Here is a 16,357-nt window from a genome sequence, read left to right as displayed (position 1 = left end):
GACCGTCCGACTCAAGCGATTTTCTAGCTCAGCACCAACACAAAAAGAGAGCACGTAAACACAATGAGCGACACGCACAACGCACAATACATCGTCCAGCGACTCTGGAACTACTGCAACATCCTGCGCGATGAAGGCCTGTCCTACGGTGACTATCTCGAACAACTCACCTATCTGCTCTTCCTCAAAATGGCCCATGAGCGCACCCAACCGCCCTACAACCAACCGGCGCGCATCCCGGAAGAACTGAGCTGGGCCAGCCTGCTCAAGCTCGACGGCGAAGCTCTGGAAGCCCATTATCGCCGCATCCTCAGCGAGCTAGGACAGCGCAACGGCATGCTAGGCATCATCTTCCGCAAGGCCCAGAACAAGATTCAAGACCCGGCCAAACTCCGGCGCCTCATCGTCGACCTCATCGACCGCGAACAATGGACCTCCCTCAGTGCCGACGTCAAAGGCGACGCCTACGAGGGCCTGCTCCAGAAGAACGCCGAAGACATCAAAGGCGGCGCCGGCCAATATTTCACCCCGCGCCCCCTCATCAGCGCCATCGTCGACGTCATGCAACCCAAACCAGGCCAACGCATCTGCGATCCCGCCTGCGGCACCGGCGGCTTTCTCCTGGCTGCCCACGACTACATCGTCAAGCACTACAGCCAGCAGATGAACCGGGACCAGAGGCGCTTTCTCAAACACGAGGCCCTGCACGGCTGGGAGATCGTCGATGCTGCCGCCCGCCTCTGCGTCATGAACCTCTTCCTGCACGGCATCGGCGACGACGAAAGTGAGCACTCTCCCATTCGGGTCGCTGACAGCCTGCGCAGTCATCCCGGCGACTATTTCGACCTCGTGCTCACCAATCCCCCTTTTGGGCGCAAAAGCAGCATCACCTACATCAACGAAAAAGGGCGTGAAGAGCGCGAAGCCAGCGTCATCGTGCGCGACGACTTCATCGCCAGCACCAGCAACAAGCAACTGAACTTTCTCCAGCACGTCAAATCCCTGCTCAAGGCCCACGGCCAGGCTGCCATTGTCGTGCCCGACAACGTCCTCTTCGAGGGCGGCGCCGGCGAGATCATCCGCCGTGACCTGCTCGACACCTGCGACGTCCATACCCTGCTGCGCCTGCCGACCGGCATCTTCTACGCCCAGGGAGTCAAAGCCAACGTCCTCTTTTTTGAGCGCAAGCCGGCCAGCGCCCGGCCCTGGACCGAGCAGCTCTGGATTTACGACCTGCGCACTAACCAGCATTTCACCCTGCGCTCCAGGCCGCTGACGCGGGCCCACCTCGACGACTTTGTCGCCTGCTATAAGCCTGGGAAGCGCCATGAGCGCGAAGAGACCGAGCGCTTCCGCCCCTTCAGCTATGAAGAGCTGATCAAGCGCGACAAAGTGAACCTTGACATCGTCTGGCTGCGCGATCGCAGTCTGGAAGATGCCAGCGATCTGCCAGCGCCAGACGAGATCATTGGCGATATTGTCGAAGACCTGCAGGCAGCCTTAGAGCAGCTGAACGCCATGATCGAGGACCTCAACGGCAACGGCAACGGTAACGGCAATGGCAAGAGGAAAACAGAAGAAGGCCTCACTGCTGAAGAGAGCGAAATCACGATACTGGCGGACGGCTAGAAAAGGAGAGCAAGCGGATAAGGTGCAAGTAAAGGAGCGTCCCGCTTGCTCTCAGGCTGGCTGGCTGGCTGACCCGTAGCCAGGCGCTTGCCGGCATGTCAGAGGTCTGTTGTGAGAAAGAGCGTGCGCGCCGCTTCGGGATCGAAGGTATCGCAGAAAGCGAGCAAGAGGGCACGCAGGTGGTCGGGGTCCTGCAGCGCGCGGATATGCGGCTCCAGCTCGGGGACGAGAGCGGGAAAGCGGCGGGCCAGCAGGGAAAGCACAAGCTCCTGCTCTGTGAGGAGACGGCCCTCAGCACGGCCTTCGGCGAGCCACTCCTGAACGGCTGGCGATTCCCGATAGATTTCGCGAAGCATCTCGAATCTCCTGTGAACGCGACTGGAATCCACGTGACCTTGAAATGTCAAACTGGCAAGCGTCTTAGCATGAGCAAGAAGATCGCGTAGCTGCTGCTCTGAGATACGCTGACGCCTTTGGGCCTGCTCCAGGCCTGTAATCACGCGCTCCACAATCTCATAGCGTCGGCCCCCGCGGCAGAGCGGTGCCAGTGGCCAGATGCCTGGCGGATCGAGACACAGCAGATCCTCCGCTGCCACCTCCCACAGCTTCACCACGCGATAAGAGAACGAGAGCGTATCGGCCTCGCCCTTATGCAAGCCGGGCCAGCGCAAAGGCGGTGGCGGCATCTTGCCCCCTCATGCAAGTAGATCACCCACGAAAAGACCTCTTGCTGGTATAGGCGCCGTGCAACTCTATTACACTCCAGCAGGCGGTTAGCCATCTGCGCATCGCCTCGCGCTTGAAACTCGATATGGAAGAGGCGCGGGCGCCCGTCGACCCGAACACGACACAGCTCATCGGCGCCCAGCTGCAGACTCTGCATCTCACCAGAGAGGCGAGGCTCCTCCTCACACTCGCCGATCAGTTCCACCCCGGCACAGAGCCAGGTCAGCATATCCCTATTTGTTAATTGAGCCTTTACATTCCCATAACAGAGCCGTAAAGCAGAGATAAAGCTCTGGCGACATACTCGCAGCGTGGCAATTGGATAAGTAGAACATGAGCATCACGAGTGCGCGACTCATCACGACCGATCAAAGGCCGAGAGCCATACGTGCTTGTACGTGCTATTCACGAGGAAGTGAGCAACCTTGCAGAGTCATACTGGAGGATTCCACACCTGTGGCCATTGTGGTACCCCGAACGCGCCCGGTGAACAATTCTGTAGCAACTGTGGTTACACGCTGGCCGGACCGCCAACCGGCGTCTATGCTGCCGTAGCCACCTCGCCAGCGGTCACCGGAGGAGGTCGACGGATCACTGGGGCCCTGAGTCCTGGCACCCTGCTCAGTGGACGCTACCGCATCGTCGACCTTGTTGGCAAAGGGGGCTTTGGAGCCGTCTACAAAGCCCTGGACTTGCGCTTCTCGGCTCGCCGGCAGGTCGCCATCAAAGAGATGGGCGACGCCCTGCTCACCCCTGGCGAGAAAGCGCGTGCCCTGGCCGACTTTCGCCAAGAGGCAGATCTCCTGGTTCAGCTCCAGCATCCCAACCTGCCCAACGTCAGCGACTTCTTCGAAGAAGCGGGCAAAGCCTACCTTGTCATGGAATTCATCGAAGGCAAAACGCTGGCGAAGATCCTGGAAGAACACGGCGGACCGCTCGACGAAGCGACCGTCATGGGCTGGGGTCTGGAGCTAGGTGCTGTCCTGCACTACCTCCACACCCGCCCCCAGGCGATCATCTTCCGTGACATGAAGCCGGCCAACGTCATGCTGACCCCAGATGGTCAGCTCAAGCTTATCGATTTCGGCATCGCCCGCATCTTTAAGAGCCAGGTCACACGCGACACCACCCTGCTTGGCTCTCAGGGCTATGTCCCGCTAGAGCAGTACGGGCGCGGTCAAAGTGATGCGCGTTCGGACATCTACGCCCTGGGGGCCACGCTCTACGAGCTCCTCACCGGTGAGCTCCCCCTTGACGCCCCGACCAGGCGCCTCAATCCTGGCCTCTTTCAGACTCCACGCACCTTGAACCCGGGAATCTCTGCCGCCAGCGAGGAGATCATCCTGACAGCGATGGCTGAAGATCCAGCGCAGCGCTATCAAACTGCCGCTGCCATGTACATGGCAATCCTGGCTGCCGGCTTCAGCTCCTCTGGCGCCTTGAGAGGCTCCCCTCCTGGCCTGCCCAATGTTGCCGCGGCTGGCCGAACAGCCTCGCCGGTGACCTCGCCACCGGTGAACGCTCTGCCAGTGACCCCGCTGCCCGCCGGCAGTCCACCGACGCCACTAACACCGTTACCCGTAACGCCGGGCCAGGGACCCCAGGCGCAGCCTGCCATTCAAAGAGGGAGACGCATCTCACGTCGCTTGCTACTCACCGCAGGCGCAGTGAGCCTTGTCGCGGGTGCTGGCCTGCTCAGCCTCCCTTTCTTCTTCTCGCGTCAGCGTAGCGGAGGAACGACAGGAGTGGCCGGGCAGATTGCCCTCAGCTTTGTCTACAGCACCGAAAAAGAAAGCTGGATCAGCGCCGCCGTCGCAGCCTTTAACCAGCGAGGCGTGACCCTGGGCGGCAAACGCATCACCCTGCCGCAAGCCGAAGAGCGTGGCTCGCTCGATGCCCGCGACCGCATTCTCAATGGCCAGCTGCGGCCCATCGTCTGGAGTCCGGCCAGCACACTAGAACTCAACCAGCTCAATGATGCCTGGAAAGCTGCACACGGCGGCAAAGAGATCGTGGCCTCCTCAGCAGACCTATCACCACGCTCGCTCGTCTTCAGCCCCCTGGTCTTTGCTGTCTGGGAAGAGCGTGCGCGCCTCCTGCTTCAGCGTTACCACGCCATCGACTGGGAGGCCATTCACAGCGCCATTCTCCTCAAAAACGGCTGGCAGGACCTGGGAGGGCCGGGCGACTGGGGTCAGATCAAGCTGGCCCAGACTCGTCCCGATCAGTCGAATAGCGGCCTGCTGAGCATTACCCTGCTGGCCTATGCCTACTTCCATCAACAGCGAGGTCTTACCAGCGACCAGGTACGTGACAAGGGTTTTCTGCGCTACCTCAACGATATTGAGGGAGCCGTCACCCAATTCGGGCGCAGCAGCGGTACCTATCTAGAGCGTGAAGTCATTCTCAAAGGGCCTTCTTCCTATGATCTGGCCTTCACCTACGAAAACCTCGTGCTGACCTATCAGGCGGAAGCCCGTCAGCGCCAGGGCATGGCTCTCCTCCCCTTCTATCCCAGCCTGAACCTGCTGAGCGATCATCCCTTTGCCATCCTTGACGCCGAGTGGGTCACCAGTGAGCAGCAAGAAGCGGCGCGCCTCTTTCGCGACTTCCTCCTCGGCGAGGAGCAGCAGCGCGCAGCCCTCAAAAGCGGCTTCCGGCCCACCAACGCCGCGGTCACCATCTACGACCGCCTGGCAGGCAACCCTTTTCCCAGCCTGGCGAGCAGTCTCAAGATACCGGCGCAGCTTGGCCCCGAGGCGCAGCCACCAGCCGGCCCTGTAACCGATGCCTTGCTTCAAGCGTGGCTCAGCGCCTACGGCAATAGCGCCACCGCCACCAGTTAACCGGTCCGATAGGAGGAAGAGAAGCCAGCACATCAGCGGAGGCGCCACCTCCGAGAGAGGCGACCCCAAATCCCTCCGATTCCTGATGCTGCCACGACCACGATACTCGTGCTTTCGACAGGAAAGGATAGGCGAAGACAATGCTGAGAGCAAATGAGACCCTCAGCCGACGAAGACGAAGAGCGCCCTGGAGCAACCTCTTCTACTCTTTTTCTGCTTTATTGATGCTCTTCACGTTCCTGGTAAGCTGTGAGGCGCCCTGGAGCGCCACCGCTTCCCCGACGCCCACGCCGGCCCCCTATCCAGTGAACTGTCAGCATCATTCGAGCGACCCGGTGACCCTCACCCTCTACTACGGCTCCGAGAAAGAAGCCTGGATGAGCGACGTCATTGCCGACTTCAACAACCACCACTACGCTGGCTGTGATGGCCTCATCACTGTCAACGCCATTCCCATTGGCTCCGGCGACTCCCTGCAGCAGATTCTCAATGGCAGTATCAGGCCCGACGTCTGGAGCCCGGCTGGCAGCGTCTGGCTCAGCCTCCTCAATGCCCGCTGGCAGCAGAAGAGCGGACAGACTCTCATCGACATGGGGGCCAGCGCCACCCCCTCGCTGGTCAGCAGTCCTGTCGTCATTGCCATGTGGAAACCGCTGGCTCAAGCGCTTGGCTGGCCGCAGCGTGCCATTGGCTGGAGCGACATCGCGCGCCTGAGCAGCAATCCGCAGGGGTGGGCCGCCTATGGGCATCCCGAAGCAGGCAGCTTCAAATTCGGTCACACCCATCCAGCCTACTCCAACTCCGGCCTCGACGCCATCATTGCCATGAGCTACGCCGCTCTGGGCAAACAGCGCGGGCTCACCGTGGCAGATATCAGCGATCCTCGCGTCCGCAGCCTCATCGGAGACATTGAAGAAGCAGTCATTCACTACGGAGACAGCACCGGCTTCTTCGCCGACGAAATGTTCAACAAAGGGCCCAGCTTTCTCAGTGCAGCGGTCATGTACGAAAACCTGGTGGTCGAAGCCAATGACGGCCATAGCTATCCCCATCTTCCCCTTCCCGTTGTAGCCATCTATCCCAAAGAGGGCACCTTCTACAGCGATCACCCCTATGCCATTCTCCACGGCAGCTGGCTGACTCCGGCCAAAGAGAGCGCCGCTGAGATCCTTCGAGCCTTCCTCCTGGCGCCCCAACAGCAAGCCAAAGCCCTGCGCTACGGCTTCCGCCCTGCTGTGGCCTCGGTAGCAATTGGCGCTCCCATTGACAGCGCCCACGGTGTCGACCCAAAGCAGCCGCGGACCATCCTGCAGGTTCCCTCGGTAGACGTCGTCAATGCTATTGAGAGCACCTGGCAGGCCCAAAAACGCCGTGTGGCCGCCATGCTCATTCTGGATACCTCGGGGAGCATGAACGATGACTTCAACGGGATGAGCAAGATCGACGCTGCGCGGCAGGGCCTCAGCGACTTTGTGCGGCTCATGAGCGACGATGACCTGCTTGGGCTAACGATCTTCAGCGATCAAGCCAGAGTTATCAGTCCGCTCTCGCTGGTTGGCTCCAAGCGTCAGCAGGTCCTTCAACAAATTGCCACCATTGCAGCGGATGGCAGTACTCGTCTCTTTGATACCATTGCTGAGCAAGTGCAGACGCTCAATAGTTTTGCCACCGATGACATCAAAGCCATCGTCGTCCTGACCGATGGGCAGGATAACGTCAGTCAGCTCTCGCGAGATGAGCTGCTCCGGCGCATTACGCCGGAAGGAGAAGACGCCGGCAGGGGTATCAAAGTCTTCACGATCGCCTATGGCGACGATGCCGATGTCGAGGCCCTCAAGTCGATCGCCGCGGCCACCGGTGCCCAGGAATATGCTGGCACACCGCAAAACATTCGCGCTGTCTACAATCAAATCAGCCTCTTCTTCTGACAGCGTCCGACAGGAGGAGGCCCCGTCAGTTCGCCGCCAGAACGACAAGAGTGGTTCCAGCCAATGGCGAACTGATGTTCCTCCTCTGGCCGCTCTTGCCGCTCCCGCGTCACTGGTCCGTCCCCTTGCGGCGCTCAGAACAGTTTGAAAGGGAGCCAGCATCTCTCTCCGCACCAGCCCATGAGCAAGCGAGCAAGGAAGAGGAGAAAGGAACGTCTCCCATGCGGCTCTCGGTCTCCGCTGCCGAGGCCCACGGGAAGCGCTCCCATCAGAGAAGACGGCATCGTCGGGAGAAACTGGTAATGAACGTCCAGCTAAGCACGGTTCCGGCCAGGAAGCTAGTCGGGTGCGGCCAAAAGATCGTATCCCAGTTTCCAGTCATCACACCCTCATCCAGCGAGGGACTCCCCTCAGCACTGTGCCTGGACAGCATGAGCGTGGCAATCTCCTCTCTTCTCCCCCGTTGGCGAAAAGAGCGGCGACCGGTGAGGCTTGTGTCTTCTCGCTCTCCGCTTTCTCCTGGCTTTGGTCTTGATCGGGCCTTGTTCGCCCGGTAGAGGAGGTCAGCGAGGGCGATCGGCGGATAGGCAGGCAAAGAGAGGCGCCAACCAGCCACATCCGACGCAGTTCCCACTTCCATTGACCAGAGTATTTGTCCTTAGCGTCCTCCTGCGCTACAATACAGAGCACGAGGATGCCACCATCTGAGAGCAGCCAGCCAGAGAGAAGCAGAGGAGAACGTGGCGTGCGAACCAACCGGGACGGCTTTGAGCACGGCGGCCCTACGCCTGGAGGTATGGAGCTGCCTATTCTTATCAATCGCTGGGTCGTCGCCTTCAATGCTCACGACGTTGATGAACTCATTGCCCTCTATCATGAGAGCGCTGAACTCTTTGACACCGGTATGCGCCATGCGCGTCGCGGCCATCAAGAGATTGCGCACTGGTTTAGTCAGCGGTTCAGCAGTATGCCGACTATCCAGTATACGCCGACGCGCCGTTTCTTTGGAGAGGGGCAGGCGGTAGTCTGTTGGATCGCCTCCGGCAAAACGCCGCGTCTCCTGAAGCAATCCTGGCTCTCGCGCCCTTTTCAAGTCGATGGCGTCAGCATCTTCCTGGTCAGAAGCGGTCTGATCCTGCGGCAGAGCGACTACTACGATCATTTTGCGATCGTCGAGCAGGTCTTTCCCCCTCTGCGCTGGCTCCCCTTCAGGCTCTAAGCCTTGAAGCGGAGCAACCCCAGTCAGAGAGCCATCGGGGTACTGGCTTTCTTCCAGGCGTGCTGTGCTTCTCATTCAGGAAGCCTGTGAGACTAGCCAGCCAGCCGGCCAACTCGCTGACCGACTAACTAACGCACCTCGGCGTAGACTCACGGCCCCGATTGATCAGGCAGAGTAGTCAACGAGCTGAGTGTGATCCGAGCTAGCGGTGCTCTTCTCCAACCTGAGCCTTCTTCCTGGGTTAGGTCTCCCCTTCCCCTCTTATGGACTTGCATGAATGTCTCTATTTTACATATTCTTAACACTTTGCCATTTAGATCATTGATATCTATTCAATAGAGTGCTATACTCTAATTGCATCTCCTCGGAGAGTCGAGAGGAACGCGACTTGAGGAGGCCTCTCTGTCAGGAGTGCCACCTGACAGGCTCTCAACACTGGAAGCGCAAGGACAGGGCAGAACGTGGCGGGGAAGGGAGGTCAGCGTCCGGGCCGCACCCAGCGACTGGGTGGCGGAGGAGGACCTTACCCGTGCTGCGAGGAGCGAGTTGCTGCCATGCTGTTCTTGTCTGCCAATCGACCGACCAACCGGTGGACCTGCAGCGATAAAGGAGGAACCTATGTGTCATCGCACCTGGTCCCAGCGCAACCCCGTGGGGGGACGCTTCCGCCTCATCGAAGCGAGCTGTCTGCTTCTCCTCGTCATCGGCATCCTGCTACCGGCGGTGAAGCCTGCTGGTACCGCGGCTGTAGCGATGAGCGAGAGTGATGCGACCTGTCGTCTCAAAAACGGCATCAAGCACGTCATCTACATCCAATTTGACAATGTGCATCTGATGAGGGACAACCCTAATGTTCCCTCTGATTTAGAGCAGATGCCCCATCTCCTCAACTTTATCGAGAGCAACGGCGTCATGCTCTCTAACAACCACACGCCTCTGATTGCCCACACTGGCACCAACATTCTCACCTCACTCACCGGTGTTTACCCAGATCGTCACGGAGTAGCGGTCAGCAACAGCTATCGCTATTTCAATCCTGACGGGACCAGCAGCCCGGCCTCTGCCTTTGCCTACTGGACTGATCCCCTTTACGATCCCAGCAACCCGGCGCCGACCGACACCACCTACAACATGCTCAACGAGCTAGGAGTCAATGCCCCTGCGCCGTGGGTGCCCTACACGCGAGCTGGCTGTAATGTTGGGGGAGTTGGGGCGGCCAACATGGTCCTGGAGAACATCGGGGCTGACATCCCCACGGTCTTCGGGGCTGACTCACCGGAAGCCAGCGAAGTCAAAGCCAATCCAGCCCAGGCCTCTGCTGATTTCGTAGGCATCAGCATTCACTGTGCCCTCAACAGCCCGCTATGCTCGGCTGAGCATAGCGGCAAACCTGATCTTCTGCCTGACGAACCTGGGGGCTATCAAGGCTACCAGGCCCTCTTCGGCCACAAATACGTCGTCTCCCAGATCAGTCCTGACGGGCCACTCACTGACCTTGACGGGCACATCATCCAGGACTCCCAGGGGCACATCGGCTTTCCCGGCTTTGATGGCATGAGCGCCAGCGTCAGTCTCGCCTATGTAGCCGCCATGCAAGAGCACGGTGTCCCGATCACCTACGCCTACATCTCCGATGTACATGACAAACACCCTGGGGGGCCGGCCTTTGGGCCTGGTCAGGCGGGCTACGTTGCAGCCCTGCGCGCCTATGATCAAGCCTTTGCCCGCTTCTTCCAGCGGTTAGAGCAAGACGGCATCACGCCTGCCAACACCCTTTTTGTCATCACCGCTGACGAAGGCGACCATTTCGTCGGCGGGCCACCGACCCCGGCGGACTGCGACGGCATCACTCTCCCCTGTAACTACAGCGTCATTGGCGAAATCAACGTCAACATGGCGGGCCTGCTGGCCACCCAGCAAGGCGTGACCACTCCTTTCCAGCTTCACGCCGACTCTGCTCCCGCAATCTACATCACTGGCAACCCGGGGCGCAGCGATCCAGTGACGCGAGCCTTTGAGCGAGCCACCGGCAAACTCTCCGCTGTTAACCCCATCACGGGCAAAACAGAGCAGCTCACCCAATACATGGCTGATCCTATCGAGATGAAGCTACTCCACATGGTCACCGCCGACCCGGCCCGGACCCCTACCTTTGTCTGGTTTGCCAATCCCGACTACTACATCTACGCTGGGCCAGCCAACTGCAACACACCCTGTGTCCAGGTCGTGCCCACCTACGCCTGGAACCACGGAGATATTGCCCCCGACATCAACCGTACCTGGCTGGGGCTGGTTGGACCTGGCGTGCGCCATCTTGGCCGCAACAACAGCATCTGGGCCGATCACGCCGACATTCGTCCCACCATGATGGAGCTGCTCGGCCTCAAAGACGACTACCGTCATGATGGACGAGTTCTTATCGAAGCGCTGGACGACAGTGCCCTCCCGCCGACAGTGCGGCGCAGTCGAGGCCTGCTTCTCCAGCTTGGTCAACTCCTCAAGCGCATCGATGCGCCCGTAGGTGACCTTGCTTTGAGCACACTGCGCATCTCCACCCTAGCGCTGGAGAGCGGCAGCCCCGACAACGACAGCACCTATACCCGCATGGCGTCTCAGCTCCAGCTGCTGACAGCGCAGCGCAATGCCCTGGCCGACGAGCTTCTGACCATCCTGGAGGGAGCCGAGTTCGGTGGCAGCGGACAGCAAGCCGCGGCAAAGCTCACCCCGGCCCGCACGGCTACCCTGGTGGCAAAAGGCAACAATCTGCTCCAACGCGCCCGTAGCCTGACGACCCGGCGCTCCCATTAGCCCCCTCGAGCCTACCCTGGCCCTGGTGAACGGCGACTGAATGGGCTACGAACGCAAAGGTAATGTGCCGACGTGCTCCCTCTCAGCCGCTCTGCTCTCACCAGGCCAGGGCCTCTCTGCGCGTCGGGCGACACAGCCTGGCGCGGCGGGGCTGCTCCTCCCGCTTCGCCCTCACGCACAGCGCCAGGCTGGGCAGAGAGAGAGGCGCCCCTGAGTGACAACGCTCGTCCCTCTCATGGGAGATGGACCACCAGGGCGGTGCTGGGAGGGCTTTCGTGATGCAGGCGGTCCAGCGCTGTCACATAGTAAGTATAGAGCGTCTCCGGGGGAGCGAGCTGGTCGACAAAGACCTGCCAATCCGCGCCAAGGCCCCGCTGGGTTGCCAGTAGGGCAGTAGGAGTCTTCAGCGCGCATGGATCAGGGGAGGCCACGCCATCCAGGCGATAGATCGCATAGTAAGTCGTTGCAACCTGACCAGTGGGGCCATCCTGCCAGCGCAGCGTTACGCTCCATCTACTCGTCCCCTGGGGCTGCAACTGGGCCTGTAAAGCTCTGGGAGTCGCTGGAGGGCTGCCACCCAACCAGGACATCACAGGGATCAGCGCGGGATGGCGATAGATCGCTGTGCGCAAGCGCCGGGCAAAGCCGAGCGGATCGGCCAGTACCGACCTCACACGAAAGAAGATCTCGCCTTTGACCGCTGCAAAGCCCAGGTCAAAACGCAGATGGCGTGGCATCTCCTCTGCATCGCTCCAGGGGCCACCGCTCCCGATCTTATAAGCTGCCTGCCCAATGTAAAGATGAACCGGCCAACCCTCTACCTCATGGACCCACCAGCGCACGAGCGTAGTGTACTCAGCGCGGCGAAAGCCAATGGGCCAATACAACTGGGGGGCAATATAATCCAGCCAGCCATGTCTGATCCAGGTACGGGTATCTGCATAGAGCGAATCGTAGCTTGTCACTGCGGCCTCAGTTGCCGATCCTGACGGATCGCTGCGGCGGTTGCGCCAGACCCCGAAAGGACTCACGCCGAACTTGACGGCTGGACGCAGGCGGTGGATCGTCTGGCTCAGGGTAGCGATCAGCTCGTTCACGTTCGCGCGTCGCCAATCGGCGATCGAGTGATAGCGACCGGCGCCGTACTGGCGATAGGTCTCGCTATCTGGAAACGGCAGCTTTCCCACTGGATAGGGGTAGAAATAATCATCCAGGTGAACGCCGTCAACATCGTAGCGGCGCACCAGCTCTTCAACCGTAGCTGCCAGGAGCCGACGTACAGCAGGCAGGCCCGGATTCAAGTAGAGGGCCCCGGCATAGTGTACGACCCACGCGGGATGCTGCCGCGCGGGATTCGTCGGCGCCAGGGCGGCGAGATTGTCGTGAAAGCTGACGCGAAACGGGTTCAGCCAGGCGTGGAACTCCAGGTTACGCCGGTGAGCCTCGCTCAGCAGGAACCCCAGCGGATCGTAACCAGGGCTGCGTCCCTGAACGCCGCTCAGGTAGGCTGACCAGGGAGCGTAGCGCGACGGATAGAAAGCGTCCCCAAGCGGGCGTACCTGCACAAACACCGCATTGAAGCCCAAGGCCCTTACCTGGTCAAGCAAGCGCCGTCCTTCTTTCTGCTGCACGGCGGTGGGCAGACCCGGGCGTGAAGGCCAGTCCAGATTGGCCACCGTAGCGATCCAGACCCCACGCAACTGTCGACGCGGCGCTCCCGTCGTTGACGAAGGGGAGCACGACCAGGCGCCGGCCCCTTCCCGATGCCAGCTCTGCGCCTGCACTTGCACCGCAGGTAGACTGGCCCTGCCCAGAGCCGGACTCAACGGCAGCGAACTCACCAGCCAGAACAGCACCCCTGCCACCCAGTGCAGGTACCCATAAGCTCCCAAGCCACTCCCACCTTTGCCCATTTGCTGCCTCTCCCTTCTACGCTGAGATTGATGTAGACAATAGTAGCAATATGCAGGGGTATTGTAGCGCACTTCTTGCTGATTGTAAAATCAACTTCTTCAATTCAATAATATAAGGATCTATATCGAAATCATTAGCTAAAGAGAGACAGAAAGCAGGCCGAGGGGCAAGAGAAGTTGAAAGAAAAAGGGCTAGAGAGAAGCCAGGCGCGGAGAAATGCGAGCCGGTTGCTGTCGTGCTCAAAGGCTGGCTGCCAAGGGAGCCGGCAAGGAAGGAAATAGAAATAGAGGGCGAAGGTGGACGCTACAGCAGAGCTTCGACCTCAGTCCGTGTAGGCAGAGAAGGCAAAGCGCCCTTGCGTGTCACCGTGATAGCGCCTGCGGCGTTGGCCCAGCGGAGTGCCTCCTCGAGGGGGGCGCCCATTGAAAGGCGAGCGGCCAAAGCTCCGCAGAAGGCGTCGCCGGCGCCAGTCGGATCGATCTGCTGCACATTAAAAGCGCGCTGCCAGCGATGGAAAGGTGGCGCGCCATTCTCGCCATGTGTGCACCAGGTTGCGCCCAGTGCCCCCAGCGTAATAATCACATGCTCAGGGCCGCGCTCTAGCAAGCGTTCGGCTGCAGTTTTCGCTGTCATCGCCGTATCGACGGTCAGGCCGGCCAGGAAACTGGCCTCGATCTCATTCACCACCAGAATATCCACCAGCCTGAAAAGCTCGGCGGGCAGTATTTCCTGGGGGATGGGAGCGGCGTTAAGGATGGTCACGAAGCCGGCCTCGTGTGCCTGGAGCAAGGCCGTAACGATGGTCTCGATGCTTGTCTCGCACTGAGTCAGAAAAACGCCGGGCGGAGTCATAGCGGCTGCCTCTCCCGAGCTGAGCAATGCCTCCATCGCCTGTCGCACCGTCTCCGCCGACAGAGTCAAATTCGCGCGTGGCAGAGCGACGATCGCATTCTGGCCGATCTCGGTCGCCACCGTCACGCAGCCTACGCCTGTACCAGTAGTTGTATCGCGGCTGACGTAGGTGCAATCGACGCCTTCGGCGGCCAGTGCGGGGAAGAAGGCATCGCCGAAGGCATCCTGGCCGACATTGCCGATCAGGCTTGTCTGAGCGCCGAGGCGAGCAGCGGTTACCGCTTGATTGAAGCCTTTGCCGCCGATGAACATCGCGAACTCCTCACCGATCAAGGACTCCCCGGGGAAGGGGAAGCGAGGTGCGCGGGCTACCAGGTCGGTCATCAGGCTGCCAAGAACAATGACTCTACCCATAGGAGGACCCCCTCAATCCCTTTGGCCGCTTGCCGGCCTGCCTGCGTGTCGAAAGACCTCTCTATTATAGAGGACAGGCGTGCAAGATGTAAATGCTGTCTCAGTCGGGTTGATCGCAAAGCCAGGCTTCGTCGGCATGGGAAGCGACGAGCGAACGATCGTCTTCGATGCGTCCATCGCGCATCGTGATCAAGCGCTGGGCCCGACGTGCGACCTCCAGGGCGTGCGAGACCCAGACAAAAGTCAGTCCTTGGTCGCGATTGAGCGAGAGCATCAAGTCAAGGATCTCTTGACTGGCCTCGCTGTCCAGCGCTCCCGTTGGCTCATCGGCCCAGACGATAGCCGGGCGAGTGGCCAGAGCGCGAGCGATCGCCACTCGCTGGCACTGTCCGCCGCTCATCTCAGCCGGGCGATGGCGGGCCCAGCGGCTCAGTCCGACCTCCTCGATACTGGCCAGGGCCCGCGCGCGGGCTTCACGAGCTGGCACTCCACTCACCAGCAGCGGCAATTCGATATTCTCCAGAGCCGTCAACACTGGCAACAGATTGTAGTTCTGGAAGATAAAGCCCATTGAGCGAGCGCGAAAGGTAGTCAGCTCATTATCCGTTAATTCCTGAATATCCTGGCCTGCAATGCGAATAGTGCCAGAGGTGGCCCGATCCAGACCACTGAGGCAATTCAGCAGCGTTGTCTTCCCGCAACCGCTTGGCCCCATAATAGCGACAACCTCGCCCCGGCGGATTTGGAGGCTAATCCCGCGCAGTGCCTGGACCCTGAGCGCCCCTTCTCCGTAGTCCTTACGCACGTCGATAGCCTCGACAATCAGCTCCTCTTGTCCTGGTAAGCTGAGAATCTCCTTGCTGGACATGCTCCTTTTCCTTCTCACTTGCAGGCTGCTCACTCTCTTGCTTGCTCTCGCTCCTGGAAGAGAAGAGGGCAGGGCTTTCTCACTCAGTCAGTGTAGCGCGGGCCGGCCTCAAACGCAAGGGCAGGCGTCACGAGCGGCAAGGATTGCCTCCTCTCACTGACCGGGGGTGGAGGGCCGCCACCGGCGTGGTCTGGTATGGTCTGGTAGGGCCAGCCTGCTGACTGCTGCGCCAGCTACGGCTGGTGAGGCTCTCGCGGAGAAGAGCCGGGTCTGGCTGCCTCTTCTGGATTTGCGACAGAGGTGGGCCAGGGCTGTCCTGCTGGGGCTGCTCTCAGAGCACTTTCCGGCAAGGCCCCCAATGGCGGAACAACTGTCGGCGTCGGTGGCGCTGGAGGGCCTCCTAGGCCGGGAGCGGTTGAGGGCACCACCTGCACGGCGGGAGTTGTGGCGGTGGCGGGATCGGGGCCAGAAGCTGGCATAGCTGCACTCTCAGGCCCTGGCGGAGGGGCCACGACGGTGGTCCCGTCGCTGGTAGGCACAGCGGCTGCAGCGGGAAGGCCCCCCATTGGGGGAGCGAAACCCGGTGGGGCATAACCGGGGGTGGGTACAGGTCCTGTTGCCGTGGGCGTAGCTAATGGTGGCGGGTAGGCGACCGGCCCGCCGACGGGATAGGTCGCTACTGGGGGAAATGGCGGAGAATACGCCGGATAGGCCGCAGGGGAAGCTGGGCTACTGGCCGAAGGACCAGCGGGCAGCGGCTCTGACGCTGCCGCGGGCGCGCCGCCCGCCTCTTCCTGTCCCTCGCCATGCAGGCGCTCCAGCTCCTGCTGGATTTCTTTGATGTGCTGCTCCAGGGTGGCGAGATTCTGACAGAGTGGCACCAGCTCGCCCTGGCTCAGCTTCCCGTTGAAATACAATTCCATAACCTGGTTGGACAGCGTCCGGTGCTCCAGACTGGCCTTGTAGCTCAGATCATTCAGCACCAGCTGCAGCTGTTGAATACGGGCCAGGCGAGCTGCTTGCTGGGCTGCCTTTTCCAGCCCATGCTGAATGCTTTCCAGAATGCTCATCACGATGCTCCTTCTGCTGCTTGCAGGCGATATCGCCACTCAGGTCTGCCCTTACCGGCCCCATTATAGCAAAGGGGCGACGC

General features: G+C 60.6%; 10 protein-coding genes. 5 read left to right on the top strand and 5 right to left on the bottom strand.

Annotated elements, in window-relative coordinates; genetic code table 11:
* The first annotated feature begins 63 nt into the window (after positions 1 to 63).
* Complete coding sequence (locus N688_RS14480) at positions 64 to 1,629, top strand: class I SAM-dependent DNA methyltransferase (RefSeq protein ID WP_081838869.1); 1,566 nt, start codon at positions 64 to 66, stop codon at positions 1,627 to 1,629.
* A gap of 98 nt (positions 1,630 to 1,727) precedes the next feature.
* Here the strand turns inward: N688_RS14480 and N688_RS14475 are convergent, their stop codons facing one another.
* Positions 1,728 to 2,315, bottom strand: a complete 588-nt coding sequence (locus N688_RS14475) for an RpnC/YadD family protein (RefSeq protein ID WP_052889942.1) — start codon at positions 2,313 to 2,315, stop codon at positions 1,728 to 1,730.
* Between the two features lie 465 nt (positions 2,316 to 2,780).
* Here N688_RS14475 and N688_RS14470 point away from each other — a divergent pair, with 465 nt between their 5' ends.
* The 4 genes from N688_RS14470 (at position 2,781) to N688_RS14455 (ending at position 11,156) form a co-directional block, all read left to right on the top strand.
* Entirely contained in the window at positions 2,781 to 5,201 is a 2,421-nt protein-coding gene (locus N688_RS14470) for a protein kinase domain-containing protein (protein ID WP_052889941.1), read from the top strand.
* 140 nt (positions 5,202 to 5,341) lie between these two features.
* Positions 5,342 to 7,129, top strand: coding sequence for a substrate-binding and vWA domain-containing protein (locus tag N688_RS14465; RefSeq protein ID WP_052889940.1), 1,788 nt, complete (start codon positions 5,342 to 5,344; stop codon positions 7,127 to 7,129).
* Between the two features lie 745 nt (positions 7,130 to 7,874).
* Entirely contained in the window at positions 7,875 to 8,348 is a 474-nt protein-coding gene (locus N688_RS14460) for a nuclear transport factor 2 family protein (RefSeq protein WP_052889939.1), read from the top strand.
* 618 nt (positions 8,349 to 8,966) lie between these two features.
* Positions 8,967 to 11,156, top strand: coding sequence for an alkaline phosphatase family protein (locus N688_RS14455; RefSeq protein WP_052889938.1), 2,190 nt, complete (start codon positions 8,967 to 8,969; stop codon positions 11,154 to 11,156).
* 233 nt (positions 11,157 to 11,389) lie between these two features.
* Here the strand turns inward: N688_RS14455 and N688_RS14450 are convergent, their stop codons facing one another.
* The 4 genes from N688_RS14450 to N688_RS14435 form a co-directional block, all read right to left on the bottom strand.
* Positions 11,390 to 13,048 carry a glycoside hydrolase family 10-like protein gene (locus tag N688_RS14450; protein ID WP_162179564.1) on the bottom strand — a complete coding sequence of 553 codons (1,659 nt, stop codon included), beginning with the start codon at positions 13,046 to 13,048 and terminating at the stop codon, positions 11,390 to 11,392.
* A 325-nt stretch (positions 13,049 to 13,373) separates the two neighbouring features.
* Positions 13,374 to 14,336, bottom strand: a complete 963-nt coding sequence (locus tag N688_RS14445) for a ribokinase (RefSeq protein WP_081838866.1) — start codon at positions 14,334 to 14,336, stop codon at positions 13,374 to 13,376.
* A gap of 100 nt (positions 14,337 to 14,436) precedes the next feature.
* A complete protein-coding gene (locus N688_RS14440) occupies positions 14,437 to 15,204 on the bottom strand; it encodes an ABC transporter ATP-binding protein (RefSeq protein WP_052889936.1) in 768 nt (255 codons plus the stop codon).
* Between the two features lie 233 nt (positions 15,205 to 15,437).
* Entirely contained in the window at positions 15,438 to 16,274 is an 837-nt protein-coding gene (locus N688_RS14435; RefSeq protein ID WP_052889935.1) for a hypothetical protein, read from the bottom strand.
* Positions 16,275 to 16,357 lie beyond the last annotated feature (83 nt).

This window comes from Thermogemmatispora carboxidivorans, assembly GCF_000702505.1.
Lineage (GTDB): Bacteria > Chloroflexota > Ktedonobacteria > Ktedonobacterales > Ktedonobacteraceae > Thermogemmatispora > Thermogemmatispora carboxidivorans.
This window is presented reverse-complemented; position numbering and strand designations above follow the sequence as displayed.

Bases quoted from the DNA above. Each gene is read 5' to 3' on its own strand.
- N688_RS14455 (WP_052889938.1), top strand. From the start codon at position 8,967: ATGTGTCATCGCACCTGGTCCCAGCGCAACCCCGTGGGGGGACGCTTC.
- N688_RS14465 (WP_052889940.1), top strand. From the start codon at position 5,342: ATGCTGAGAGCAAATGAGACCCTCAGCCGACGAAGACGAAGAGCGCCC.
- N688_RS14440 (WP_052889936.1), bottom strand. From the start codon at position 15,204: ATGTCCAGCAAGGAGATTCTCAGCTTACCAGGACAAGAGGAGCTGATT.
- N688_RS14475 (WP_052889942.1), bottom strand. From the start codon at position 2,315: ATGCCGCCACCGCCTTTGCGCTGGCCCGGCTTGCATAAGGGCGAGGCC.
- N688_RS14445 (WP_081838866.1), bottom strand. From the start codon at position 14,336: ATGGGTAGAGTCATTGTTCTTGGCAGCCTGATGACCGACCTGGTAGCC.
- N688_RS14480 (WP_081838869.1), top strand. From the start codon at position 64: ATGAGCGACACGCACAACGCACAATACATCGTCCAGCGACTCTGGAAC.
- N688_RS14435 (WP_052889935.1), bottom strand. From the start codon at position 16,274: ATGAGCATTCTGGAAAGCATTCAGCATGGGCTGGAAAAGGCAGCCCAG.